22 protein-coding genes are annotated in these 25,352 nt (G+C 59.3%); 19 read left to right on the top strand and 3 right to left on the bottom strand.

Features of this window, described 5'->3' with window-relative positions:
- The first annotated feature begins 194 nt into the window (after positions 1–194).
- From secE to SM766_RS18585, 11 genes are all read left to right on the top strand, one after another.
- Positions 195–392, top strand: a complete 198-nt coding sequence (gene secE / locus SM766_RS18535; RefSeq protein ID WP_065271493.1) for a preprotein translocase subunit SecE — start codon at positions 195–197, stop codon at positions 390–392.
- Between the two features lie 234 nt (positions 393–626).
- A complete protein-coding gene (gene nusG, locus SM766_RS18540) occupies positions 627–1,160 on the top strand; it encodes a transcription termination/antitermination protein NusG (RefSeq protein ID WP_065271492.1) in 534 nt (177 codons plus the stop codon).
- Between the two features lie 133 nt (positions 1,161–1,293).
- On the top strand, positions 1,294–1,719 hold the full coding sequence (gene rplK / locus SM766_RS18545; RefSeq protein WP_065271491.1) for a 50S ribosomal protein L11: 426 nt from the start codon (positions 1,294–1,296) through the stop codon (positions 1,717–1,719).
- A 1-nt stretch (position 1,720) separates the two neighbouring features.
- Positions 1,721–2,419 carry a 50S ribosomal protein L1 gene (rplA, locus tag SM766_RS18550; protein WP_065271490.1) on the top strand — a complete coding sequence of 233 codons (699 nt, stop codon included), beginning with the start codon at positions 1,721–1,723 and terminating at the stop codon, positions 2,417–2,419.
- A gap of 83 nt (positions 2,420–2,502) precedes the next feature.
- Complete coding sequence (locus tag SM766_RS18555; RefSeq protein ID WP_368948745.1) at positions 2,503–3,471, top strand: glycosyltransferase family 2 protein; 969 nt, start codon at positions 2,503–2,505, stop codon at positions 3,469–3,471.
- A gap of 301 nt (positions 3,472–3,772) precedes the next feature.
- Positions 3,773–4,291, top strand: coding sequence for a 50S ribosomal protein L10 (gene rplJ, locus SM766_RS18560; RefSeq protein WP_065271488.1), 519 nt, complete (start codon positions 3,773–3,775; stop codon positions 4,289–4,291).
- Positions 4,292–4,372: 81 nt separating this feature from the next.
- Positions 4,373–4,747 carry a 50S ribosomal protein L7/L12 gene (gene rplL / locus SM766_RS18565; protein ID WP_065271487.1) on the top strand — a complete coding sequence of 125 codons (375 nt, stop codon included), beginning with the start codon at positions 4,373–4,375 and terminating at the stop codon, positions 4,745–4,747.
- Between the two features lie 282 nt (positions 4,748–5,029).
- Positions 5,030–9,166, top strand: a complete 4,137-nt coding sequence (rpoB, locus tag SM766_RS18570; protein ID WP_065271486.1) for a DNA-directed RNA polymerase subunit beta — start codon at positions 5,030–5,032, stop codon at positions 9,164–9,166.
- A gap of 51 nt (positions 9,167–9,217) precedes the next feature.
- Complete coding sequence (gene rpoC, locus SM766_RS18575) at positions 9,218–13,459, top strand: DNA-directed RNA polymerase subunit beta' (protein ID WP_065271485.1); 4,242 nt, start codon at positions 9,218–9,220, stop codon at positions 13,457–13,459.
- 144 nt (positions 13,460–13,603) lie between these two features.
- Positions 13,604–14,410, top strand: coding sequence for a glycosyltransferase (locus tag SM766_RS18580; RefSeq protein ID WP_368948746.1), 807 nt, complete (start codon positions 13,604–13,606; stop codon positions 14,408–14,410).
- A 3-nt stretch (positions 14,411–14,413) separates the two neighbouring features.
- The gene (locus SM766_RS18585) at positions 14,414–15,280 is read left to right on the top strand and encodes a DMT family transporter (RefSeq protein WP_274830262.1); all 867 of its coding nucleotides are present in this window, start codon (positions 14,414–14,416) and stop codon (positions 15,278–15,280) included.
- On the opposite strand, the gene SM766_RS18590 is transcribed toward SM766_RS18585, so the two are convergent.
- Positions 15,239–16,078, bottom strand: coding sequence for a putative rhamnosyl transferase (locus SM766_RS18590; RefSeq protein ID WP_274830261.1), 840 nt, complete (start codon positions 16,076–16,078; stop codon positions 15,239–15,241). The genes SM766_RS18585 and SM766_RS18590 overlap by 42 nt on opposite strands.
- A gap of 36 nt (positions 16,079–16,114) precedes the next feature.
- Positions 16,115–16,921, bottom strand: coding sequence for a putative rhamnosyl transferase (locus SM766_RS18595; RefSeq protein WP_065271481.1), 807 nt, complete (start codon positions 16,919–16,921; stop codon positions 16,115–16,117).
- A gap of 429 nt (positions 16,922–17,350) precedes the next feature.
- On the opposite strand from SM766_RS18595, the gene rpsL reads away from it, so the two are divergent.
- The 4 genes from rpsL to tuf all read left to right on the top strand — a co-directional run bounded on the left by rpsL (position 17,351) and on the right by tuf (position 21,586).
- The gene (gene rpsL, locus SM766_RS18600) at positions 17,351–17,722 is read left to right on the top strand and encodes a 30S ribosomal protein S12 (RefSeq protein WP_005621086.1); all 372 of its coding nucleotides are present in this window, start codon (positions 17,351–17,353) and stop codon (positions 17,720–17,722) included.
- Between the two features lie 18 nt (positions 17,723–17,740).
- The gene (rpsG, locus tag SM766_RS18605) at positions 17,741–18,211 is read left to right on the top strand and encodes a 30S ribosomal protein S7 (RefSeq protein WP_065271480.1); all 471 of its coding nucleotides are present in this window, start codon (positions 17,741–17,743) and stop codon (positions 18,209–18,211) included.
- 18 nt (positions 18,212–18,229) lie between these two features.
- Entirely contained in the window at positions 18,230–20,347 is a 2,118-nt protein-coding gene (fusA, locus tag SM766_RS18610) for an elongation factor G (RefSeq protein ID WP_065271479.1), read from the top strand.
- A gap of 63 nt (positions 20,348–20,410) precedes the next feature.
- Complete coding sequence (gene tuf, locus SM766_RS18615) at positions 20,411–21,586, top strand: elongation factor Tu (RefSeq protein WP_065271478.1); 1,176 nt, start codon at positions 20,411–20,413, stop codon at positions 21,584–21,586.
- 162 nt (positions 21,587–21,748) lie between these two features.
- On the opposite strand, the gene SM766_RS18620 is transcribed toward tuf, so the two are convergent.
- Entirely contained in the window at positions 21,749–23,011 is a 1,263-nt protein-coding gene (locus SM766_RS18620; RefSeq protein ID WP_368948747.1) for a GAF domain-containing sensor histidine kinase, read from the bottom strand.
- Positions 23,012–23,352: 341 nt separating this feature from the next.
- Between SM766_RS18620 and rpsJ the strand changes: the two genes are divergently transcribed.
- From rpsJ to SM766_RS18640, 4 genes are read left to right on the top strand one after another with little or no spacing between them, the layout of a single operon-like run.
- A complete protein-coding gene (rpsJ, locus tag SM766_RS18625; protein WP_058289455.1) occupies positions 23,353–23,667 on the top strand; it encodes a 30S ribosomal protein S10 in 315 nt (104 codons plus the stop codon).
- Positions 23,668–23,685: 18 nt separating this feature from the next.
- The gene (rplC, locus tag SM766_RS18630) at positions 23,686–24,408 is read left to right on the top strand and encodes a 50S ribosomal protein L3 (RefSeq protein ID WP_065271476.1); all 723 of its coding nucleotides are present in this window, start codon (positions 23,686–23,688) and stop codon (positions 24,406–24,408) included.
- Positions 24,405–25,022, top strand: a complete 618-nt coding sequence (gene rplD, locus SM766_RS18635) for a 50S ribosomal protein L4 (RefSeq protein WP_065271475.1) — start codon at positions 24,405–24,407, stop codon at positions 25,020–25,022. The genes rplC and rplD overlap by 4 nt, the downstream gene beginning before the upstream one ends.
- Positions 25,019–25,315: a 50S ribosomal protein L23 gene (locus SM766_RS18640; RefSeq protein ID WP_065271474.1), complete on the top strand. Its 297-nt coding sequence runs from the start codon at positions 25,019–25,021 to the stop codon at positions 25,313–25,315. Before rplD ends, SM766_RS18640 begins: the two co-directional genes overlap by 4 nt.
- The last annotated feature ends 37 nt before the right edge of the window (positions 25,316–25,352 follow it).

Consider the following 25,352-nt stretch of genomic DNA (forward strand, 5'->3'; position numbering starts at 1 on the left):
GACCATGAAGGAAGAGCATTAATATCGGATTGATCTTGTTCGCGACCGCAGCAGGTAAAAAAGACGCAGCCGATTTGGTCCGTTTTGGCTCCTGCTTGCGGCGTTGAGTGAAGGCGTTGCGTGCTTCCGGGCTTGAATTCAGCGCTCGCAACGGCTAAATCCCGGCGAACCTGCTAGCAGAGAGACCAAGCCACATGGCCACCACAAATCCCGTTCAGTTCATCCAGCAAGTTCGCGCTGAAGTTGGCAAAGTCGTATGGCCGACCCGCCGCGAAGTGCTGCTGACCACCGTGATGGTCTTTGTCATGGCGGCTTTGACGGCTGTGTTCTTTGCTCTGGTCGACCTGCTGATCCGCACCGGTCTGACCGGCATCCTGGGCATGTTCGGCTGACAGCCGCAGGGTGATTCCGGAGCAGGGGTTTCCTTGCATGGAAATACCTCCCTACCTCTTGATCTTGATCCCTTTGGACGGTAGGTGAGCCGGTAACTCTGGCATGGGCGTGCGGCGAATCGTGTTGCGCGCCGATTTTTGTTAGGGCACAGCCAAAGGGTCAGTCCCGAGGCTGATAGCGAATTTAAGTGAAGGCGGCGCAGCGCGCCCGGCAAAACAAGGACGATCAGGCTCATGGCGAAACGGTGGTATTCGGTCAGCGTTCTTTCGAACTTCGAAAAGAAAATCGCAGAGCAGATCCGCGCCTCGGTTGCCGAAAATGGTCTTGAGGACGAAATCGACGAAGTTCTGGTCCCCACAGAAGAGGTGATCGAGGTTCGTCGAGGCAAAAAAGTCTCGACCGAGCGCCGTTTCATGCCGGGCTATGTGCTGGTGCACATGGAAATGTCCGATCAGGGCTATCACCTGATCAACTCGATCAACCGCGTGACCGGTTTCCTTGGTCCGCAGGGTCGTCCGATGCCAATGCGCGACGCCGAGGTGAACGGCATCCTGAACCGAGTTCAGGAAGGCGAAGAAGCACCGCGTACCCTGATCTCCTTTGAGATCGGTGAGCGGGTCAAGGTCAACGACGGCCCGTTCGAGGATTTCGACGGCACTGTCGAAGGGGTCGACGACGAGCATCAGAAGCTCAAGGTCACCGTATCGATCTTTGGCCGGGAAACCCCGGTCGAACTGGATTTCACACAGGTCACCAAACAGGCCTGATGTGATTTTGGCGCGCCGTTTGTGCGGTGCGCGTACATCGTGGGAGGCGAGGGGGCCGCGGCACCCGGACCAGACCACACAACAGTAAGGCCCGAAGGACGCGTCCCGAGGGTGTTGGATAAGGAGAAACCAGATGGCCAAGAAGCTTGCTGGTACAATGAAACTGCAGGTTCCTGCAGGTCAAGCGAACCCCTCCCCGCCGGTTGGTCCGGCTCTGGGTCAGCGCGGCATCAACATCATGGAATTCTGCAAGGCGTTCAACGCCAAGACCGCAGACATGGAGCCCGGCGCGCCGTGCCCGACCGTGATCACCTACTATCAGGACAAGTCCTTCACCATGGACATCAAGACGCCGCCCGCGTCTTACTACCTGAAGAAGGCTGCCAAGGTGAAATCCGGTGCCAAGACCCCGAGCCGTGAAACCGTTGGTACGGTGACCGCTGCTCAGGTGAAGGAAATCGCCGAAGCGAAAATGAAAGATCTGAGCGCCAACGATATCGAAGCGGCGATGCAGATCATCCTGGGCTCCGCCCGCTCCATGGGCATCGAGGTGAAGTAAGATGGCAAAGCTCGGTAAACGTACCCGCGCAGCGCGCGAAGCCTTCGCTGGCAAAGAGAACCTGACCATCGAAGAAGCTGTTGCCCTGGTGAAGGCCAACGCCACTTCGAAATTCGACGAAACCATCGAGATCGCCGTGAACCTGGGTGTCGACACCCGTCACGCCGACCAGATGGTTCGTGGTGTGATCGGTCTGCCCAACGGCACCGGCAAATCCATGCGCGTTGCTGTTTTTGCACGTGGCGCCAAGGCGGACGAAGCCAAGGAAGCCGGTGCGGACATCGTTGGCGCCGAAGACCTGATGGAAACCATCCAGGGCGGCACCATCGAATTTGATCGCTGCATCGCAACCCCGGACATGATGCCTGTCGTCGGCCGTCTGGGTAAGATCCTCGGCCCGCGCAACCTGATGCCGAACCCCAAGGTTGGCACCGTGACCATGGACGTGAAAGCGGCCGTGGAAGCAGCCAAAGGCGGTGAAGTTCAGTTCAAGGCGGAAAAAGGCGGCGTTGTGCACGCAGGTGTCGGCAAAGCCTCCTTCGACGAAGCCAAGCTGGCCGAAAACGTCCGCGCCTTTGTTTCGGCTGTTGCCAAGGCAAAGCCGTCGGGTGCCAAGGGCGCTTACATGAAGAAGATCGCGCTGTCTTCGACCATGGGCCCGGGCGTCACCGTCGACGTGGAAAAAGCTGTCAGCGAATAAGCTGGCATGATAAATGTCGAAGGGCGGTGCCGTTGGCGCCGCCCTTTTTTTGTTTGGTGGGCCGTTTCTTAGAGGAGCAGCGGATGGCAGAGGGGAGCAATGCCTGGCATCTGATCGCAGTGGTCAATGAGCCGCTGGAGGAGACTTTGCGTTTTGCCAGCTGGTATCTTGACCTTGGCGCGCGCAGTCTGATCCTGCTGTTCGACAATCCCGATGATCCGGCCATCCCTGTACTTTCCCCACATCCAGCCATCACCTGCATTCCCTGCACAACCGGGTTCTGGCGCAGCATCGGCATTGCCGCGCGCGCCCGCTTTCCCAAGCGACAGATCCGGGCGCTGACCTGGGCCTATCGCCAGATCGCCTCTGGGTGGGTGCTGTCCGTCGATGCGGATGAGTTTCTATTTGCGAACGGCGGGGCTGGTGATATCCGCGCAGCGCTGGCCGGGCAGGGGGTGGAGACACAGGCGCTACGGATTGAAACCGCCGAAGTGGTTCCGGCGCTTGAACGGTCTGAGAAAACCGTGTTCCGCACCCCGATGCCACGGGCGGTCCGGCGTGATGTCTATGGTGAGGATGTGCCGCTGTTTGGGCCGCGCCGGATGGGGCTTGTCGGCCACCCGCAGGGGAAATCCTTTATCCGGGCTGGGCTGCAGGATATCTATCTGCGCCAGCATTGGGCGCATGACGCCGAGGGGCAGCGCTTGCCTGAAGTCGTATTGGGGGCCGCTAGCGGGCTTTACCTGCTGCATTACCTGGCCCCGGAGTATGAGGGCTGGCGCCGCAAGATGGCCTGGCGCCTGGCGTCCAGCGGCTTCACCAAATACGTCGGAGATTGCATCCGGGAGATTGAGGCAGCGGGGCACGCCGAGGCGGCGCGAGAGGCTGCGCTTTTGGCCCTTTACAACCGGTTGCACCGGGTCCGTCCCGAAGTGCTGGCGCGCATGCGGGCCCATGGTGTATGTTTAGAAGCAGAGGTGGATACGGCCGCGCCGCTGGCGCGAATGCTGGATCTCTCCGTGCTGACCCTGCCAGGGCGATCGGCGGCCTGAGTGCGAACTGCTCTGTGGGTCAAATTTCCGCTTGGAAATCACGTCTCAACGCTTTAACTACGGCCATGAGGTAAAGCGTGCGATTCGTCGTGCGCTTTATTTCATTTCGTCCAAGATGGTGGGTGGCCTCTCGATCGGGCCTTAATTTCCCTCCTGAGACGGGAAAGACCAATAGATCGAGGGTTTCTATACCCTCGGGCGACTTTGGCTAACCCCGTATTGCGGACTTGAACGCCGGGCCATCTGGTTCGGCACATCAAAGAGCCGGGGAGCGCAAGCCCCCCAAAACCTGGAGAGAACTGTGGATAGAGCCCAGAAAGAGAAATTGGTCGAGGAACTCGGCCAGATCTTCGAAAGCTCTGGCGTGGTGGTCGTAGCCCACTACACCGGTCTGACAGTTGCCGAGATGCAGGACCTTCGCGCACGTGCTCGTGACGCGGGCGGTGCCGTGCGTGTTGCCAAAAACAGGCTCGCCAAAATCGCCCTCGAGGGTAAGCCGTGTGAAAGCATGTCTGACCTGCTGACAGGGATGACCGTACTGACCTATTCCGAGGACCCCGTGGCAGCAGCCAAGGTGGCCGAGGACTTCGCCAAGGATAACAAGAAGTTTGAGATCCTCGGCGGCGCAATGGGTGAGAACGCTCTGGACCGTGCCGGTGTCGAAGCCGTGTCGAAAATGCCGTCCCGCGAGGAGCTTATTGCTACCATCGCAGGCATGCTTGGCGCACCCGCTTCCAACATCGCTGGCGCAGTTGGCGCACCTGCAAGCAACATCGCAAGCATCCTTTCGACCATCGAAGAGAAGGCGGAAGCTGCGTAAGCGGTTGGCACTGAATGACCGGCGTGGAGCAAATGTTCATACGCTGGAAACACATACTTACAAACGGAAAGAGCTGATAAAATGGCTGATCTGAAGAAACTGGCAGAAGAGATCGTTGGTCTGACCCTGCTTGAAGCACAAGAACTGAAAACCATCCTCAAAGACGAGTATGGCATCGAGCCCGCAGCTGGCGGCGCTGTGATGGTTGCAGCTGGTGGCGACGCCGGTGGCGCAGCTGAAGAAGAGAAAACCGAATTCGACGTCGTTCTGAAGAACGCCGGCGCTTCGAAAATCAACGTGATCAAAGAAGTTCGCGCGATCACCGGCCTGGGCCTGAAAGAAGCCAAGGAACTGGTTGAAGCCGGCGGCAAGATCAAAGAAGGCATCGACAAAGCCGAAGCCGAAGACATCAAAGGCAAGCTGGAAGCAGCTGGCGCCGAAGTCGAAGTGGCCTAAGCCACCTTTGGCGGGACATAAGGGCAGCGGTTTCCCTGCGAAATCTTGCTCTGCGCTCCCTTAGAATTTGGCTGGATCCGGGGAAACCCGGGTCCAGCCGAACCTGTCTCAGAAAGGGACCTTTTGATTTGGTCTCTTTCTTAGGCGCGGTTCACAGGATCGGGAGGCAGCCATTCGGGACGGCGGCCATGAATTGATCCGAACGCTCTATCTCGTATGGGCAAGATGCCGAAGCCCGGCGGCATCCTTGTCCGGTGAGAAATTCGAAAGGTGACATCTGACATGGCTCAAACGTTCCTTGGCCAGAAACGTCTTCGCAAATATTATGGCAAGATCCGCGAAGTGCTGGATATGCCGAACCTCATTGAGGTTCAAAAATCTTCCTACGATCTTTTCCTTCGCTCGGGTGACGCCGAAGCACCGCTGGACGGCGAAGGTATCAACGGTGTTTTTCAATCTGTCTTCCCGATCAAGGATTTCAATGAAAACTCCGTGCTCGAGTTCGTGAAATACGCGCTGGAAAAACCGAAATACGACGTCGAAGAGTGCATGCAACGCGACATGACCTACTCGGCGCCGCTGAAGGTCACCCTGCGTCTGATCGTGTTCGATGTCGACGAAGACACCGGCGCCCGTTCGGTCAAGGACATCAAAGAGCAAGACGTCTTCATGGGCGATATGCCCCTGATGACCCCGAACGGTACCTTTGTCGTCAACGGCACCGAGCGTGTGATCGTCAGCCAGATGCACCGTTCGCCGGGTGTGTTCTTTGACCACGACAAGGGCAAGACGCACTCGTCGGGTAAACTGCTGTTCGCCTGCCGCATCATCCCGTATCGCGGCTCCTGGCTCGATTTCGAATTCGACGCCAAAGACATCGTCTTTGCCCGGATCGACCGTCGCCGCAAGCTGCCTGTGACCACCCTGCTGTACGCTCTGGGGCTGGACCAGGAAGGCATCATGGATGCCTATTACGACACCGTCACCTTCAAGCTGGACAAAAGCCGCGGCTGGGTCACGCCGTTCTTCCCCGAGCGCGTCCGTGGTACCCGTCCGACCTATGACCTGGTCGACGCTGCAACCGGCGAAATCATCTGCGAAGCGGGCAAGAAAGTCACACCGCGCGCCGTGAAGAAGATGATCGACGAGGGTTCGATCACCGAACTTCTGGTGCCCTTCGAGCAGATCGTCGGCAAATTCGTTGCCAAGGATCTGATCAACGAAGAAAACGGCGCCATCTATGTGGAAGCCGGTGACGAGCTGACGCTGGAATACGACAAGGACGGCGAGATCATCGGCGGCACCGTCAAGGAACTGTTGGACGCGGGCGTCACCGAGATTCCGGTTCTGGACATCGATAACGTCAACGTCGGCCCCTACATGCGCAACACCATGGCGATGGATAAGAACATGGGCCGCGACACCGCGCTCATGGATATCTATCGCGTGATGCGTCCGGGCGAGCCGCCCACCGTCGAAGCGGCTTCGGCTCTGTTCGACACCCTGTTCTTTGACTCCGAGCGTTACGATCTCTCCGCGGTTGGCCGTGTGAAGATGAACATGCGCCTGGCACTGGACGCCGAAGACACCCAGCGGACCCTGCGCAAGGAAGACATTGTCTCCTGCATCAAGGCTCTGGTGGAGCTGCGCGACGGTAAGGGCGACATCGACGACATCGACCACCTGGGTAACCGTCGTGTCCGTTCCGTTGGCGAACTGATGGAAAACCAGTACCGCGTCGGCCTGCTGCGCATGGAGCGCGCGATCAAGGAACGTATGTCCTCGGTCGAGATCGACACGGTGATGCCGCAGGATCTGATCAACGCGAAACCGGCGGCTGCGGCTGTTCGCGAATTCTTCGGCTCCTCGCAGCTGTCGCAGTTCATGGACCAGACCAACCCGCTGTCGGAAGTCACCCACAAACGCCGCCTCTCGGCGCTTGGCCCGGGCGGTCTGACCCGCGAGCGCGCAGGCTTTGAGGTTCGCGACGTTCACCCGACCCACTATGGCCGGATGTGCCCGATTGAAACGCCGGAAGGCCCGAACATCGGTCTGATCAACTCTCTGGCGACCTTTGCCCGCGTGAACAAGTATGGCTTCATCGAAACACCTTACCGCGTCGTCAAGGACGCCAAGGTCACCGACGAAGTGCACTACATGTCCGCGACCGAGGAAATGCGTCACACCGTGGCGCAGGCCAACGCGACCCTGGATGATGAAGGCAAATTCCAGAACGATCTGGTTTCGACCCGTCAGTCCGGCGACTACACGCTGGCGCCGCGCGAAAACGTTGACCTGATCGACGTTTCGCCCAAGCAGCTGGTCTCGGTTGCGGCCTCGTTGATCCCGTTCCTTGAAAACGACGACGCCAACCGCGCTCTGATGGGCTCGAACATGCAACGTCAGGCGGTTCCGCTGCTGCGCGCGGAAGCGCCGCTGGTCGGCACCGGTATCGAGGAAATCGTGGCCCGCGACTCGGGCGCTGCGATCATGGCGAAACGTGGCGGTATCATCGACCAGATCGATGCCCAGCGTATCGTGATCCGCGCCACCTCCGATCTAGAGCTGGGCGATGCGGGCGTTGACATCTACCGTATGCGCAAGTTCCAGCGTTCCAACCAGAACACCTGCATCAACCAGCGTCCTCTGGTGAAAGTGGGTCAGGAAGTGCGCAAGGGCGAAGTTATCGCCGATGGTCCGTCGACCGATATGGGCGAACTGGCCCTCGGTAAGAACGTCGTCGTCGCCTTCATGCCCTGGAACGGCTACAACTACGAAGACTCCATCCTGATCTCCGAGCGTATTGCGCGTGACGACGTCTTCACCTCGATCCACATCGAGGAATTCGAAGTCGCCGCCCGTGACACCAAGCTGGGTCCGGAAGAGATCACCCGCGACATCCCGAACGTCGGTGAAGAAGCGCTGCGCAACCTCGACGAGGCTGGCATCGTTTACATTGGTGCGGATGTTGAGCCGGGCGACATTCTGGTCGGTAAGATCACGCCGAAGGGCGAAAGCCCGATGACGCCGGAAGAAAAGCTTCTGCGCGCCATCTTCGGTGAGAAAGCCTCGGACGTCCGCGATACCTCGCTGCGTGTGAAGCCGGGTGACTACGGTACCGTGGTCGAAGTCCGCGTCTTCAACCGTCACGGTGTCGAAAAAGACGAACGTGCGCTGCAGATCGAGCGTGAGGAAGTCGAACGTCTGGCCCGTGACCGCGACGATGAGATGGCGATCTTGGATCGCAACATCTATGCCCGTCTAAAGGACATGCTGGTCGGCAAGACCGCTGTCAAAGGCCCGAAAGGCATCAAGGCAGGCTCGGAAATCACCGAGGATCTGTTGGCCTCCCTCAGCCGCGGTCAGTGGTGGATGCTCGCCCTTGAGGACGAGAAAGACGCCCAGATCGTCGAGGCCCTGAACGAGCAGTACGAAGTGCAAAAGCGCGCTCTGGATGCCCGTTTCGAAGACAAGGTCGAAAAAGTCCGCCGCGGCGACGACCTGCCGCCGGGTGTGATGAAGATGGTCAAAGTCTTCATCGCTGTGAAGCGTAAGCTGCAGCCGGGCGACAAGATGGCCGGCCGTCACGGCAACAAAGGTGTGATTTCGAAAGTGGTTCCGATGGAGGACATGCCGTTCCTCGCGGATGGTACCCCGGTCGATTTCTGTCTGAACCCGCTGGGCGTTCCGTCGCGTATGAACGTCGGTCAGATCCTTGAAACCCACATGGGTTGGGCTGCACGCGGTCTCGGCATCAAGGTGGATGAGGCGCTGCAGGAATACCGTCGTTCAGGCGATCTGACCCCGGTGCGCGATGCGATGCATCACGCCTATGGTCAGGACGTCTATGACGAAGGCATTGCGGATATGTCCGAAGCCGACCTGATCGATGCGGCCAACAATGTTGCCCGTGGTGTACCGATCGCGACTCCGGTCTTCGACGGTGCCAAAGAGGATGACGTTAATGACGCGCTGGTCCGCGCGGGCTTTGACAAATCCGGTCAGTCGATCCTGTTTGACGGCCGCACCGGTGAGCAGTTTGCCCGCCCGGTCACCGTCGGCATCAAGTATCTGCTGAAACTGCACCACCTGGTCGACGACAAGATCCACGCGCGTTCGACCGGTCCGTACTCGCTCGTCACACAGCAGCCGCTGGGTGGTAAGGCGCAGTTCGGTGGTCAGCGCTTCGGGGAGATGGAGGTCTGGGCTCTGGAAGCTTACGGCGCCGCCTACACCCTGCAGGAGATGCTCACCGTGAAATCGGATGACGTCGCAGGCCGGACCAAGGTCTATGAAAGCATCGTCAAAGGCGAAGACAACTTCGAGGCGGGCGTACCGGAATCGTTCAACGTTCTGGTCAAAGAAGTCCGTGGCCTTGGCCTGAATATGGAACTCCTGGATGCGGAGGTTGAGGAGTAAGGGCGTTTGCCCTTCTCCCGTCCCCCCTTCCGCAAGATTTGAGGTATCAAAATGAACCAGGAAATCACCAATAACCCGTTCAACCCGCTGACCCCGCCGAAGGTTTTCGATGAGATCAAGGTATCGCTGGCATCGCCGGAACGGATCCTGTCGTGGTCTTATGGCGAAATCAAAAAGCCCGAGACCATCAACTACCGGACCTTCAAGCCCGAGCGTGACGGTCTGTTCTGCGCCCGTATCTTTGGCCCGATCAAAGACTACGAATGCCTTTGCGGCAAATATAAGCGGATGAAATATCGCGGCGTTGTCTGCGAAAAATGCGGTGTGGAAGTCACCCTGCAAAAGGTCCGCCGCGAGCGTATGGGCCATATCGAACTGGCCTCGCCGGTTGCGCACATCTGGTTCCTGAAGTCGCTGCCGTCGCGCATCGGCCTGATGCTGGACATGACCCTGCGCGATCTGGAACGCGTGCTGTACTTTGAAAACTACGTTGTCATCGAGCCGGGTCTGACCGACCTCACCTACGGCCAGATGATGACAGAAGAAGAGTACATGGACGCCCAGGACCAGTACGGCATGGACGCCTTCACCGCCAATATCGGCGCCGAAGCGATCCGTGAAATGCTGGCCGCGATTGATCTGGAAGCCGAAGCCGAGCAGCTGCGCGCCGAACTGGCCGAAGCCACCGGCGAACTGAAGCCCAAGAAGATCATCAAGCGTCTGAAAGTGGTCGAATCCTTCCTCGAGTCGGGCAACCGTCCCGAGTGGATGATCATGACCGTGATCCCGGTCATCCCGCCGGAACTGCGTCCGCTGGTTCCGCTGGATGGCGGTCGTTTCGCGACCTCCGACCTCAACGACCTTTACCGTCGTGTGATCAACCGGAATAACCGTCTGAAGCGTCTGATCGAACTGCGCGCGCCTGACATCATCGTCCGCAACGAAAAGCGGATGCTGCAGGAATCCGTTGACGCGCTGTTTGACAACGGCCGCCGTGGCCGCGTTATCACAGGTGCCAACAAGCGCCCGCTGAAGTCGCTCAGCGACATGCTGAAAGGTAAGCAGGGTCGCTTCCGTCAGAACCTTCTGGGTAAGCGCGTCGACTTCTCCGGCCGTTCGGTCATTGTGACAGGTCCCGAGCTGAAGCTGCATCAGTGTGGCCTGCCCAAGAAGATGGCACTCGAACTCTTCAAGCCCTTCATCTACTCGCGTCTGGAGGCCAAAGGTCTGTCCTCCACCGTGAAGCAGGCGAAGAAGCTGGTGGAAAAAGAGCGCCCCGAAGTCTGGGATATCCTCGACGAGGTGATCCGCGAGCACCCGGTGATGCTGAACCGCGCACCGACGCTGCACCGTCTTGGTATTCAAGCCTTCGAACCCACGCTGATCGAAGGTAAGGCTATCCAGCTGCACCCGCTGGTCTGCTCGGCGTTCAACGCGGACTTCGACGGTGACCAGATGGCCGTGCACGTGCCGCTGAGCCTTGAGGCCCAGCTGGAAGCGCGCGTCCTGATGATGTCCACCAACAACGTTCTGTCGCCCGCAAACGGCGCGCCGATCATCGTTCCCTCGCAGGATATGATCTTGGGTCTCTACTATGTGACCCTGGAACGCGAAGGCATGGTGGGCGAAGGCAAGGTCTTTGGGACCATCGACGAAGTTCAGCACGCTCTGGACGCCGGCGAAGTGCACCTGCACACCAAGATCACCGCGCGGATCACCCAGATCGACGAAGAAGGCAACGAGGTTCTCAAGCGTTTTGAGACCACCCCGGGCCGTGTTCGTCTGGGCGCGCTGCTGCCGAAGAACGCCAAGGCGCCGTTTGAACTGGTCAACCGTCTTCTGCGGAAGAAAGAGGTGCAGCAGGTCATCGACACCGTCTACCGTTACTGCGGTCAGAAAGAGTCCGTGATCTTCTGTGACCAGATCATGACCATGGGTTTCCGTGAAGCGTTCAAGGCAGGCATTTCGTTCGGCAAGGACGACATGGTGATCCCGGACGGCAAGTGGACCATCGTTGACGAGACACGCGAGCAGGTGAAGGACTTTGAACAGCAGTACATGGACGGCCTGATCACTCAGGGCGAAAAGTACAACAAAGTTGTTGATGCCTGGTCGAAGTGTAACGACAAGGTCACCGAGGCGATGATGAGCACCATCTCCGCCGACAAGCGGGACGAGAACGGTGCCGTGATGGAGCCGAACTCGGTTTACATGATGGCCCACTCCGGTGCGCGTGGCTCGGTTACGCAGATGAAGCAGCTGGGCGGTATGCGGGGCCTGATGGCTAAGCCGAACGGCGACATCATCGAGACCCCGATCATCTCGAACTTTAAAGAAGGCCTGACGGTTCTGGAGTACTTCAACTCCACCCACGGTGCCCGTAAGGGTCTGTCGGATACGGCTCTGAAGACCGCGAACTCCGGTTACCTGACCCGTCGTCTGGTGGACGTGGCGCAGGACTGCATCGTGCGCGAGCGCGACTGCGGCACCGAGCGTGCGATCACAGCAGAGGCTGCGGTCAACGACGGTGAAGTGGTTGCCAGCATCGGTGAACGTCTGCTGGGCCGTGTTGCGGCCGAGGACATCAAACGTCCGGGCACCGAAGAGGTGATCGTCGCACAGGGGCAGCTCATCGACGAACGCATGGCCGACGCCGTGCAGGAAGCCGGTGTTGCATCCACGCGGATCCGTTCGCCTCTGACCTGCGAAAGCGAAGAGGGCGTCTGTGCCATGTGCTATGGCCGTGACCTTGCGCGCGGTACCATGGTCAACTCGGGCGAGGCTGTCGGCATCATCGCCGCGCAGTCGATCGGTGAACCTGGTACACAGCTGACGATGCGGACCTTCCACATCGGCGGTGTTGCCCAGGGTGGTCAGCAGTCGTTCCTAGAGGCGAGCCAGGAAGGCAAGATCGTCTTCGAGAACGCTCAGATCCTGCAGAACGCCAACGGCGAAACGCTGGTGGTTGGCCGGAACATGAAGCTGATCATTCAGGACGAGCACGGCGAAGAGCGCGCCAGCCACAAGCTGGGCTATGGCTCCAAGCTGTTCGTCACCGACGGTCAATCCGTTGCCCGTGGCGACAAGCTGTTCGAATGGGACCCCTACACCCTGCCGATCATCGCGGAAAAGCCAGGTACTGCCAAATACGTCGATCTGGTTTCGGGCCTTGCCGTCCGCGACGAGACCGACGAAGCCACCGGCATGACCCAGAAGATCGTGGTCGACTGGCGTGCGGCACCGAAAGGCAACGACCTGAAGCCGGAAATCATCCTTGTGGATGCTGACGGCGAGCCGGTCCGCAACGATCTGGGCAACCCGGTTACCTACCCGATGTCCGTTGATGCGATCCTGTCCTGTGAAGACGGTCAGCAGATCGAGGCCGGTGACGTTGTTGCGCGTATCCCGCGTGAAGGCGCCAAGACCAAGGACATTACCGGTGGTCTGCCGCGTGTGGCCGAACTGTTCGAAGCCCGTCGTCCGAAAGACCACGCAATCATCGCCGAAATCGATGGTTACGTGCGCTTTGGCCGCGACTACAAGAACAAGCGCCGCATCTCGATCGAACCCGCGGATGAGAGCCTGGAAACCGTCGAATACATGGTGCCCAAGGGCAAGCACATCCCGGTGCAGGAAGGTGACTTCGTGCAGAAGGGCGACTACATCATGGACGGCAACCCGGCGCCGCACGACATCCTTGCAATTATGGGTGTCGAGGCTCTGGCCAACTACATGATCGACGAAGTTCAGGACGTTTATCGTCTGCAGGGCGTGAAGATCAACGACAAGCACATCGAGGTGATCGTTCGCCAGATGCTGCAGAAGTGGGAGATCTCCGACTCCGGCGAAACCACGCTGCTGAAAGGCGAACACGTGGACAAGCAGGAGTTCGACGCTGCCAACGAGAAGGCACTGTCGCGCGGCAAACGTCCGGCACAGGGCGCACCGATCCTGCTTGGTATCACCAAGGCGTCGCTGCAGACCCGTTCGTTCATCTCGGCGGCCTCCTTCCAGGAGACCACCCGCGTGCTGACCGAGGCTTCGGTTCAGGGCAAGAAGGACAAGCTGGTTGGCCTGAAGGAAAACGTCATCGTTGGTCGCCTGATCCCGGCCGGTACCGGTGGTGCAACCCAGCAGATGCGCCATATCGCTCAGTCCCGCGACAATGTGGTTCTGGAAGCGCGCCGCGAAGAAGCCGAGGCCGCAGCTGCCCTGGCCGCTCCGGTGATGGAGGACGACGTGTCCGGTGGCGACTTCGACAATCTGGTGGAAACACCGGAAAGCCGCGACTGATCCGTCGACAGACTTTTTGAAAATGAATGCCCCCGCGCCGATGGCGCGGGGGTTTTCTTTTGTCTGACGTCCCCCAACCGGCGAATGTCTCTTCCCAAGTGCTGCGCCCCGGTGTTTTCTGTGCGCGCAACCGGGGGAGGGGAAATGTCAGAGCAGTTGAAGATGGTTGGACTGGTCCGGTTCTCGGTTCTGACGCCTACCTATTATTCCGAACGCTTCAGCACACTGGAGGAAACGGCGGCACATCTGTTTTCCGAGGACCGGATGGAGCTCCGCTTTCGCGTTTTCGAAGAGCTGTGCCTGCCTTCGCTGCTTCGGCAAAGCGATCCCGAATTTGACGTCGTGGTGCTGACTGCGGCGTCGATGCCTGATCTCTATATGCAAAGGCTGAAGGCGCTGCTTGCGCCGCATCGCAATCTGCATTGCCGTCCGGTCGGAACCCGAAATCATTACCGGCTGTTACGCCGGGGGTATGATTCCATTCCGGCAGGGGAGGGCAGTCACCGCATCCTGTTCCGTCTGGATGATGATGACGCGGTTGATATTGATTTTGTGGCACGCACAAAACGTCTGGCGGCTGGGATCCTGCCGCTGCAACCCGAAGGCGGTGCTTTTGTCATTGCCTATAACCGGGGCTTTTACATGCGGGCGACGCTGGATGGGCCGGAGGTCTTCGACGCGGTCGAACAGGCGCCCCTGTCGGCAGGCACCGCGCTGGTGGCCCCGGTTGGCAGCGCCGCGAACCCCTACAAGTTCAACCACCGCAAACTGGCGCGGCACTACAGCCTTTATTCGGATATTTCGGCGCCATCCTTCCTGCGCACTATCCATGGTGACAATAAATCCGATCCCACCCAAAAAGGGATCACTCATCAGATGGCCGAGGAAAAGATCGACGGCGCGCTGCAACGCCATTTCGGTCTGACGCTGTCGCAGCTGAAGGCGGTATAGCGCATGAAACCCAATCAGACCGGTGCCCTGTTGATGATGGGCAGCATGGCGGCCTTTACCTTCAATGATACGCTGGTGAAATCTGTGGGGGCGGATCTGCCGCTGTCGCAGATTCTTGTGGTCCGCGGCGGGGTTGCGTCACTGCTGATTTTCCTGCTGGCGCGCTATCTGGGCAGCTTGCGGATGAACCTGCCACGGGGCGACTGGATGCTGGTTCTGGGCCGCTGTCTGTCCGAAGCGGGGGCGACTTACCTCTTCCTCAGCGCGCTGATGCTGATGCCGCTCGCCAATGTGACTGCCGTACTGCAGATGCTGCCGCTGACCGTAACGCTGGGGGCGGCGCTGTTCTTTGGCGAAAGCATTGGCTGGCGGCGCATGGCCGCGATCCTTGCGGGGTTCTGCGGTATGCTGCTGATCGTGCAGCCGGGGCCAGAGGGGTTCGATGGCGCCTCATTGTATGCACTGGGTGCGGTTGGCTGCGTCACGGCCCGGGATCTGTTCACCCGGCGGATGTCGGCTGCGGTTCCGTCGATGACGGTGACCCTAATGGCCTCTTTGACAGTGCTGAGTTTTGGCCTGATCTACAGCACCCAGCAGGATTGGCAACCGATGCAGGGCTGGCATCTGGGTCTGCTTATGGGGGCGGCCTGCTTCATCTTTGCCGGCTATCTGTTTTCGGTCATGACCATGCGGGTCGGAGACGTCGCCGTGGTCTCGCCCTTCCGGTACAGCGGGTTGTTGTGGGCGCTGTTCCTCGGCTGGGCAGTCTTTGGTGATTGGCCGGGTGTACTTACTCTGACCGGCGCGGCCGTCGTTGTGGCGGCCGGCCTATTCACCTTCTACCGGGAGCGGCAGCAGACCGGGGGATGAGAACGCCCGCGCGACTGCGGCGCTATCGACGTTGAAGGTCTGTTTCAGATGGTGCGCTTCCTCTGGTGTGACAGGGGTTACGCTGATCTCCTTGCCGCGCCCCTTGGAGCGGGAATCGTTGAAGCTGTTGTAACCACGCAGGTACATGTCGCCATCCGGAATGGTCAGCGTTGGTGTGACCCGCCAAAGGGTATGATGGCCGTGATGCATGATCGTCTGGTTGGACCCGCCCGCAACTACGACTCCCATAGAAAGCGCAGTGTAGGGGTAGCGGTCCGGTTTGATCGCCAGCCCATCGGCACTGGCGCGATAGACATAGCCGCGGTTGAAATCGATGGTGGTCATCGGATAGCGCGGCCAGACCGGTTCTAGGTCCTGCGCCGCCTGTTTCAGCCGTTCCACGAATGACACCGCCATCGCATCGTCATCGTCTAGACGAAACTGCAGGCAGGGCGCATCCGGGTTTTCGCGCGCGTCGTTCAGCATCTGGATCATCACCCGCCGGTGACGACCCGGCGGCTGCACGGAAATGACCACATTCGGCAAAGGTTCGGTGAGGGTCAGCAGCCGGTCGAGATAGGGGAGGGGAAAGCACTCACCGACCACGACCAGCAGCTGGAAATCCGCGTCGGTCTGACCGATGACCGAGGGCAGGCAGACAGTTTCGAACAGGCGGAACCGCTCCTCAAGCCGTTCGGGTGCATAAAGATAGGCGCGGCGTTCCTCTAGGCTGGCGTGCTCCTGCTTGTAGCCGCCGTGCCCTACATAAGAGAAGCGGCACAATCCGATAACCTGCATAACATGCGATCCCTGATAAAAACAAAAGCGTGGGGGCTAGTCAGCCGCGAAGACCCGTTTGAGATCATCCTGCCGGATGGCAAACCGCGCTTCAAACTCACCCACCTGATCCGGCGTCAGTGGGGTGACGGGCACCGGTTTGACCCGTTTCTGGCGCGAGTCGTTATAGCCATTGTGGGTACGCACGAACATCGGCTGATCGCTGATGGTGACCGTCGGCATGAAGCGAAGGATTTTCTCATGCGCGAAGTTCATGATCGTCAGGTTACAGCCGCCGCGCACATACATGCCAAGCGAAGCGACATAGTAGGGCCGGTGTATCTCGGTCGCGGCGATCCCGGACGCCCCAACCTCGGCCACATAACCACGGTTGAAATCAACGGCGACCGTTTTGCTCTTTTCGACCAGGCCAGAACAATCCTCAACCGTCTGCCGGAGACGTTCGACGAAATCCACCGACACTGCGTCGTCGTCGTCATGCCGGAACTGCAGACACGGCGCGTCTGGATCCCGGCGGGCTTTGTTGAGGATCTCTTTCATCACCTGGCGCTGTTTGCGCGGCGGTTCGCTGTGAATGCGGACCTGCGGTATGTCGGCGGTGATGTCCTGAAGCCGCTCCCGGTGCTGTTTCGGCAGGCTGTCGCCAATGACGATGATCAGCTCGAAATCCTGATCTGTCTGTTCGCGCAGACAGGGCAGGGCGACGGTCTCCATCAGTTGGAACCGCTCCTCTAGACGGTCTTCGGCATAAAGGTAGGCAATGCGCTCCTCCAGGCTGGCATGTTCAACCTGAAAGCCGCCAATCGCGGGATAAGAAAAACGACAAAGACCGATGACTTGCATGAATGGGGCGTCCTGAGTATGCGTATGGCCCAATCTTATTGCGACCTGTTGAACTATGCATCGCCGGTACCGATGCGACAAGACGGTGGGTGTGGCAGGGGATGTATTGCCAGCGGCGTGTTCCCGTGCAGCCATCCGCCGACCCTGGGCGTCACTGGGCGCCTGACAGTTGACAAGCCCCGCGACTCCCCATATACGCGCGCCTATCCGGCATCCGGGGGCCGCCCCTAAAGCCGATATCACTATTGTAGTGGATCAAGGTTCGGACAGTTTTATCGTCCGGATCCTCTGTAGACCCACCGCGTCGTTCACCTCGGAATGGGAACGATTGCGGTTTTTGCGCTTGCGGACGCGTAAGTGCCGGAAATATGAGCCGCACGCCCTTGCGCGTGCATGACATGAAAGTTGCGAAACGGGGAATAGACCGGAATGCCAACGATCCAACAGCTGATCCGCAAGCCGCGGCAGCCGAAAGTTAAACGCTCCAAATCCATGCATCTGGAGCAGTGCCCCCAGAAGCGTGGCGTTTGCACGCGCGTTTACACCACCACGCCGAAGAAACCGAACTCCGCTATGCGGAAAGTTGCGAAGGTCCGCCTGACCAACGGTTTCGAGGTCATCTCCTACATCCCGGGTGAAAGCCACAACCTTCAGGAACACTCTGTGGTTCTGATCCGCGGCGGTCGTGTAAAAGACCTTCCCGGTGTGCGTTACCACATCCTTCGCGGTGTTCTGGATACCCAGGGCGTCAAAGACCGTAAGCAGCGTCGCTCCAAGTACGGCGCGAAGCGTCCTAAGTAAGAAGAAGGATAAGCACAGATGTCACGCCGTCACGCTGCTGAAAAACGCGAAGTTCTGCCCGACGCCAAATATGGCGACCGCGTTCTGACCAAATTCATGAACAACCTGATGATCGATGGTAAGAAATCGGTCGCAGAAAAAATCGTCTACAACGCGTTCGATCGCGTTGAAGCCAAGATCAAACGCGCTCCCGTGGAAGTCTTCCACGAAGCTCTGGACAATGTGAAACCCGCCGTCGAAGTTCGTTCGCGCCGCGTGGGTGGTGCAACCTACCAGGTGCCGGTCGAAGTTCGCCCGGAGCGCCGCGAAGCACTCGCAATCCGCTGGTTGATCAAAGCCGCCCGTAGCCGCAACGAAAACACCATGGAAGAGCGCCTGGCAGGCGAGCTGCTGGACGCTGTCCAGTCCCGTGGTACCGCGGTGAAAAAGCGCGAAGACACCCACAAGATGGCAGAGGCCAACAAGGCCTTCTCGCATTACCGCTGGTAACCCAAGGGGCTTAGACCTATGGCACGCGACTATACACTCAACCATTACCGTAACTTCGGTATCATGGCGCACATCGATGCAGGTAAGACCACCTGCTCGGAGCGTATCCTGTACTACACCGGCAAATCCCACAACATCGGTGAGGTGCACGATGGTGCAGCCACCATGGACTGGATGGAGCAGGAGCAGGAACGCGGCATCACCATCACCTCGGCTGCGACCACCACTTTCTGGGAACGCACCGAAGATGGCGAAACTGCTGACACGCCCAAGCACCGCCTGAACATCATCGACACCCCCGGCCACGTCGACTTCACCATCGAAGTTGAGCGTTCGCTGGCGGTTCTCGACGGTGCTGTCTGTGTTCTTGACGCCAACGCTGGCGTTGAACCGCAGACCGAAACCGTTTGGCGTCAGGCTGACCGCTACAAGGTTCCGCGCATCGTCTTCGTCAACAAGATGGACAAGATCGGCGCTGACTTCTTCAACTGCGTCAACATGATCGAAGACCGCACCGGCGCCCGCGCGGTTCCGGTTGGTATTCCGATCGGCGCCGAGAACGAGCTGGAAGGCCTGATCGATCTGGTCACCATGAAGGAATGGCTGTGGCAGGGTGAAGACCTTGGCGCCTCCTGGGTGCAGGTCGAGATCCGTGACAGCCTGAAGGACATGGCCGACGAATGGCGTGGCAAGATGGTCGAAGCGGCCGTCGAGCAAGACGACGACGCCATGGAAGCCTACCTGGAAGGTGAAGAGCCCGACGTTGCAACACTGCGCGCTCTGCTGCGCAAGGGCACTCTGGCGCTGGACTTCGTTCCGGTTCTGGGCGGTTCCGCGTTCAAGAACAAAGGCGTTCAGCCGCTGCTCAACGCCGTGATCGACTACCTGCCCAGCCCGCTGGACGTTGTCGATTACATGGGCTTCAAACCCGGTGACGAAACCGAAACCCGTAACATCGCCCGCCGCGCGGATGATGACATGGCGTTCTCGGGTCTGGCGTTCAAAATCATGAACGACCCCTTCGTCGGTTCGCTGACCTTTACCCGCATCTACTCCGGTGTTCTGAACAAGGGTGATACCCTTCTGAACTCCACCAAGGGTAAGAAAGAGCGCGTTGGCCGGATGATGATGATGCACTCGAATGACCGTGAGGAAATCACGGAAGCATTCGCGGGCGACATCATCGCGCTGGCTGGTCTGAAAGACACCACCACAGGTGACACGCTCTGCGCCGTCAACGACCCGGTGGTTCTAGAAACCATGACCTTCCCCGATCCGGTGATCGAGATCGCGGTTGAGCCGAAAACCAAGGCTGACCAGGAAAAAATGTCCCAGGGTCTGGCCCGTCTGGCCGCCGAAGACCCGTCCTTCCGCGTGGAAACTGACCTGGAATCCGGTCAGACCATCATGAAGGGCATGGGCGAACTTCACCTGGACATCCTGGTTGATCGCCTGAAACGCGAATTCAAGGTTGAAGCCAACATCGGTGCCCCGCAGGTTGCCTACCGTGAGACCATCGGTCACGAGGTCGAGCACACCTACACCCACAAGAAACAGTCGGGTGGTTCGGGTCAGTTCGCCGAGGTGAAGATGATCATCTCGCCGACAGAAGCCGGCGAAGGCTACTCCTTCGAATCCCGCATCGTTGGTGGTGCTGTTCCGAAGGAATACATCCCCGGTGTTGAAAAAGGCATCAACTCGGTCATGGATAGCGGCCCGCTGGCTGGCTTCCCAGTGATCGACTTCAAGGTTGCCCTGATCGACGGTAAGTTCCACGACGTTGACTCCAGCGTTCTGGCCTTTGAAATCGCAGCACGTATGTGCATGCGTGAAGGCATGCGCAAAGCTGGCGCCAAGCTGCTGGAACCGATCATGAAGGTCGAAGTGATCACCCCGGAAGAATACACCGGCGGTATCATCGGCGACCTGACCTCCCGTCGTGGTCAGGTGTCCGGCCAGGAGCCCCGCGGCAACGCGATTGCGATCGACGCAAACGTGCCGCTGGCGAACATGTTCGGCTACATCAACACCCTGCGTTCGATGAGCTCGGGCCGCGCCCAGTTCACCATGCAGTTCGGTCACTACGATCCGGTTCCGCAGAACATCTCGGACGAGATCCAGGCGAAATACGCGTAAGCGTCATGACATTGGAAGGTTCGCGGCCCGCGCGGACCTTCTTCCAATCAAAAGGAGGCCACCATGGCTAAGGAAAAGTTTGAGCGTAATAAACCGCACGTCAACATCGGCACCGTTGGCCACGTTGACCACGGCAAAACCACGCTGACCGCAGCGATCACCAAATACTTCGGTGACTTCAAAGCCTACGACCAGATCGACGGCGCACCGGAAGAAAAAGCCCGCGGCATCACCATCTCGACCGCCCACGTGGAATACGAGACCGAGAACCGCCACTACGCACACGTCGACTGCCCCGGCCACGCTGACTATGTGAAGAACATGATCACCGGTGCGGCGCAGATGGACGGCGCGATCCTGGTTGTGAACGCAGCTGACGGCCCGATGCCCCAGACCCGCGAGCACATCCTGCTGGCGCGTCAGGTTGGCGTTCCGGCGCTGGTCGTGTTCATGAACAAGGTTGACCAGGTCGACGACGAAGAGCTGCTCGAGCTCGTCGAGATGGAAATCCGCGAACTGCTGTCGTCCTACGACTTCCCGGGCGACGATATCCCGATCATCGCAGGTTCCGCTCTGGCGGCGATGGAAGGCCGTGACCCGGAAATCGGCGAAAACAAAATCAAGGAACTGATGGCGGCTGTGGATGAGTACATCCCGACCCCCGAGCGTGCCGTTGACCTGCCGTTCCTGATGCCGATCGAAGACGTGTTCTCGATCTCCGGTCGTGGTACCGTTGTGACCGGCCGTGTTGAGCGTGGCGTGATCAACGTTGGCGACGAAATCGAAATCGTCGGCATCCACGACACCAAGAAAACCACCTGCACCGGTGTTGAGATGTTCCGCAAGCTGCTGGACCGCGGCGAAGCCGGCGACAACATCGGCGCGCTGCTGCGTGGCGTTGACCGTGACGGCGTTGAGCGTGGTCAGGTTCTGTGTAAGCCGGGCTCCGTGACCCCGCACACCAAATTCGAGGCAGAAGCATATATTCTGACCAAAGAAGAAGGTGGCCGTCACACCCCGTTCTTTGCGAACTACCGTCCGCAGTTCTACTTCCGGACCACCGACGTGACCGGCACCGTGACCCTGCCGGAAGGCACCGAGATGGTGATGCCGGGCGACAACCTGAAGTTCGAAGTTGAACTGATCGCCCCGATCGCGATGGAAGACGGTCTGCGTTTCGCCATCCGCGAAGGCGGCCGCACCGTCGGCGCTGGCGTTGTTTCCAAAATCATCGAGTAATTCGCACTCGCGAATGATCAAACGGAAAGGGCGCCCCAGTGGCGCCCTTTTTGTTTGAACGCGATGATCTCGAGACGCACCAAAAAGACTGTGTCGAGGATCATCGAGCAACCAGGTCTCCTGATTGTGGATGGAAAGGGCCTCCTTTGGGAGGCCCTTTTTCTATGTGTACAAAGCTGAACAGGGCAGCGTCAGAACGAAACGACTTCCCTTTCCCGGGCCTTCGCTTTCGGCATGAGCGCTGCCGCCATGCGCACAGGCAATTTCGCGTACATTCGCGAGTCCCAGGCCAGTGGACTTTTCACCATCCGTTGGCTGCGCGGAAAGCCTTTGGAAACGGCCGAAGGCGCGCGTCAGGTCGTCTGGCGTCAGGCCCTGACCGGTATCGGAGACGGCAACGGTGACGCTTTCACCTTCCTGCGCGACCGAAATCCGGACCTCGCCTCCGGGATAGGTATATTTCACGGCGTTGCTAATCAGATTGTCGATGGCAGAGATGACCAGTGTTTCATCAACCTCTGCGATGGTCCGCTGCGGTGGGTCGACGGACAAGGAGATAGATTTGCGTGCAGCCTCTTCCCGGTTGGCTTCGGCAGCAATGTGCAGCAACCCGGTCAGATCGACCGGCTTGCGATCCAGGCGCAGCGCTTCGCCTTCGACCCTGGCCCGGTCCAGCGTCGCGTCGATCAACTGCGCGATCCGGTCCGCATTGTCGATGACCTTCTGAAATGCAGTTTCGATCCGGGCCTGATCCGGCGCGTTGCTGCGGGTTCTGGCGAGCCCGAGTTCCGCCTGCGACAAGACTGCGGCCAGCGGGCTGCGCAGATCGTGGGCAATCAAACCCATGAGCGCGATCTTTTCCGCGTTTTCGCGCCGCACCTCGGAATAGCCCTGCTGCAGGCGCCGGTTCATCCGCGCGAGATCCGCGATTAGCTTCTTTCGTTCCTTTTCCACGGAGAGACGGCGCAATTCGGCCTCGGCGCGCAGGGCAAAAATTGTCGATATCGCGGTGGCGATCTCGGACTCCTTGATCTCACGGTTGGAAAAAACCGCCAGGTGGCCGGTTACTTCGCCGGTGGTGTCGCGGAGTGGAATCCCTATGTAGCCTTCAAACCTCGCTTCGCGCGGATAAAGATCGGCAATCCCGCAGGGGATGATCACCACCTCCCCGGCATATACTCGGGCGCAGGGGGTGCCCTGCAATTCGTAGCGTATCCCGCGGGCAACCTTGTGGTCCTGCAGAGCGTAGAGCGCCCGCGCGTGGGTGGGTGGCACCCCTTCGCCAAAGGTGACTGCGACGAAGGCTGCATCCAGATGCTCGCTCAGGGCCTCAACCAGGCGCGCCAGGAGCGCATGACCGGTTTCACCAGCGATACTGCGCGCAATCAGCAGAACTTGCTCGGTTTCGGGGCTGTGAGGCGGCACTATTGGGTTGTCCGTTGTGAGGCTTTGCGCAAGATTAACCGGACTTGGAGGGCGCCACTAGGGCCACTGGCCGCCCTGCGTCAGTTTTTAACACGGGACGGCAAGATTTCTGGGGAGTGACCTTGCCCGATCGCCGTAATGGCTTCTGAGGTGGACCCAAAGCGTGGGAGCATTCGCACGGGCCTCATTTGCCCTTGCAATACCGCCGCTGCAGGCTTAAGACGCGCGAGTTCTCAATGAGAATATCAAGGCGGGGTGATTCCCGCCTTTTGGGTTCGATGAGGGTGTGCGGTGGTCGTGGGCCCTCCTCTCAACTCCAACGCCTATAAAAGGCTGACGAAATGCAAAGTCAAAACATTCGCATTCGGCTGAAGGCTTTCGATTACCGCGTGCTGGACGCCAGCACCCAGGAAATCGTGAACACTGCAAAGCGCACCGGCGCGCAGGTTCGTGGCCCGATCCCGCTTCCGAACAAGATCGAGAAATTCACCGTTCTGCGTGGTCCCCACGTCGACAAGAAATCCCGTGACCAGTTCGAGATCCGCACCCACAAGCGCATGCTCGACATCGTTGATCCGACTCCCCAGACCGTGGACGCGCTGATGAAGCTCGACCTCGCCGCTGGCGTGGACGTCGAGATCAAGCTGCAGTCGTAAGATCGGAGGGTAATGAATATGCGCTCTGGTATTATCGCAAAGAAAGTCGGCATGACCCGGCTGTTCATGGAAGACGGCAAGCAGATTCCTGTGACCGTTCTTCACCTGGATGGTCTGCAGGTTGTGTCGCAACGCACCGAAGACAAAGACGGCTACACCGCCGTTCAGCTGGGCGCAGGCTCGGCCAAAGTGAAGCGCGTCTCCAAGGCGATGCGAGGCCACTTTGCCGCTGCAAAGGTTGAACCCAAGCGTAAGCTGGTTGAATTCCGCGTACCCGCCGATGCCCTGATCGAAGTTGGCGCCGAAATCTCGGCCGAACACTTCCTGACAGGTCAGAAAGTGGACGTGACCGGCACCTCGATCGGCAAAGGTTTCGCGGGCGCCATGAAGCGCTGGAACTTTGGCGGTCTGCGTGCCTCGCACGGTGTGTCGATCTCGCACCGTTCGCACGGTTCGACCGGTCAGTGTCAGGATCCCGGCAAGGTTTTCAAAGGCAAGAAGATGGCCGGCCACATGGGCGCTGCCCGCGTGACCACCCAGAACCTGGAAGTCGTCAAGACCGACGCCGACCGTGGCCTGGTGTTCATCAAAGGTGCCGTACCTGGTCCGAAATCCGGTTGGGTAACCGTCAAGGATGCCGTCAAGAAGAAAGCGCCCGAAGGTCTGCCCTTCCCGGCGGCTCTGAAGACAGCAGCAACCGAAGCACCGGCGGAAGCTCCCGCGGAAGGTGGTGAAGCATGAAACTTGATGTGATCAAACTCGACGGCGGCAAGGCAGGCGACATCGAACTGTCCGAAGACCTGTTCGGTCTGGAGCCGCGTGCGGACATCCTGCACCGTGTGGTCCGCTGGCAGCGCAACAACGCGCAGGCAGGTACCCACAAGGTCAAGACCCGCTCGGAAACCTCCTACTCGACCAAGAAGATCTATCGCCAGAAGGGCACCGGCGGCGCACGCCACGGTGACCGTAACGCACCGATCTTCCGCAAGGGTGGTATCTACAAGGGCCCGACCCCGCGTAGCCACGGCCACGAGCTGACCAAAAAGTTCCGCAAGCTGGGTCTGCGCCACGCGCTGTCCGCCAAGGCGAAAGCGGGTGAACTGGTCGTGATCGAGGACGCAACCGCAGAGGGCAAGACCGCTGCTCTGGCCAAGCAGGTGAAAAACCTGGGCTGGAAACGCGCGCTGGTCATCGACGGTGCAGCCGTGAACGAAGGGTTCCTCAAAGCATCGCGTAACATCGACGGTCTGGATATCCTGCCGACGATGGGTGCAAACGTCTATGACATCCTGAAGCGTGACACCCTGGTGATCACCAAGGCGGGTGTCGAAGCACTGGAGGCTCGACTGAAATGAGCGCGAAGGCAGAACACTACGACGTGATCCGCAAGCCGATCATCACCGAGAAATCCACCATGGCGTCCGAAAACGGCGCAGTGGTGTTCGAAGTGGCGATCGACAGCAACAAACCCCAGATCAAAGAGGCGGTTGAAACCCTCTTTGGTGTGAAGGTCAAAGCGGTCAACACCACCATCACCAAGGGTAAGGTCAAGCGTTTCCGCGGCCAGATCGGCCGTCGCAAGGACGTGAAGAAAGCCTATGTGACCCTGGAAGAAGGCAACACCATCGATGTGTCCACCGGACTCTGAGATCTGTTCCTTTTGAAAAGATCGAAGGCCCTCGCGA

This window comes from Pseudophaeobacter sp. A-200-2, from assembly GCF_041008815.1.
Classification (GTDB): Bacteria; Pseudomonadota; Alphaproteobacteria; order Rhodobacterales; family Rhodobacteraceae; genus Phycobacter; species Phycobacter gallaeciensis_A.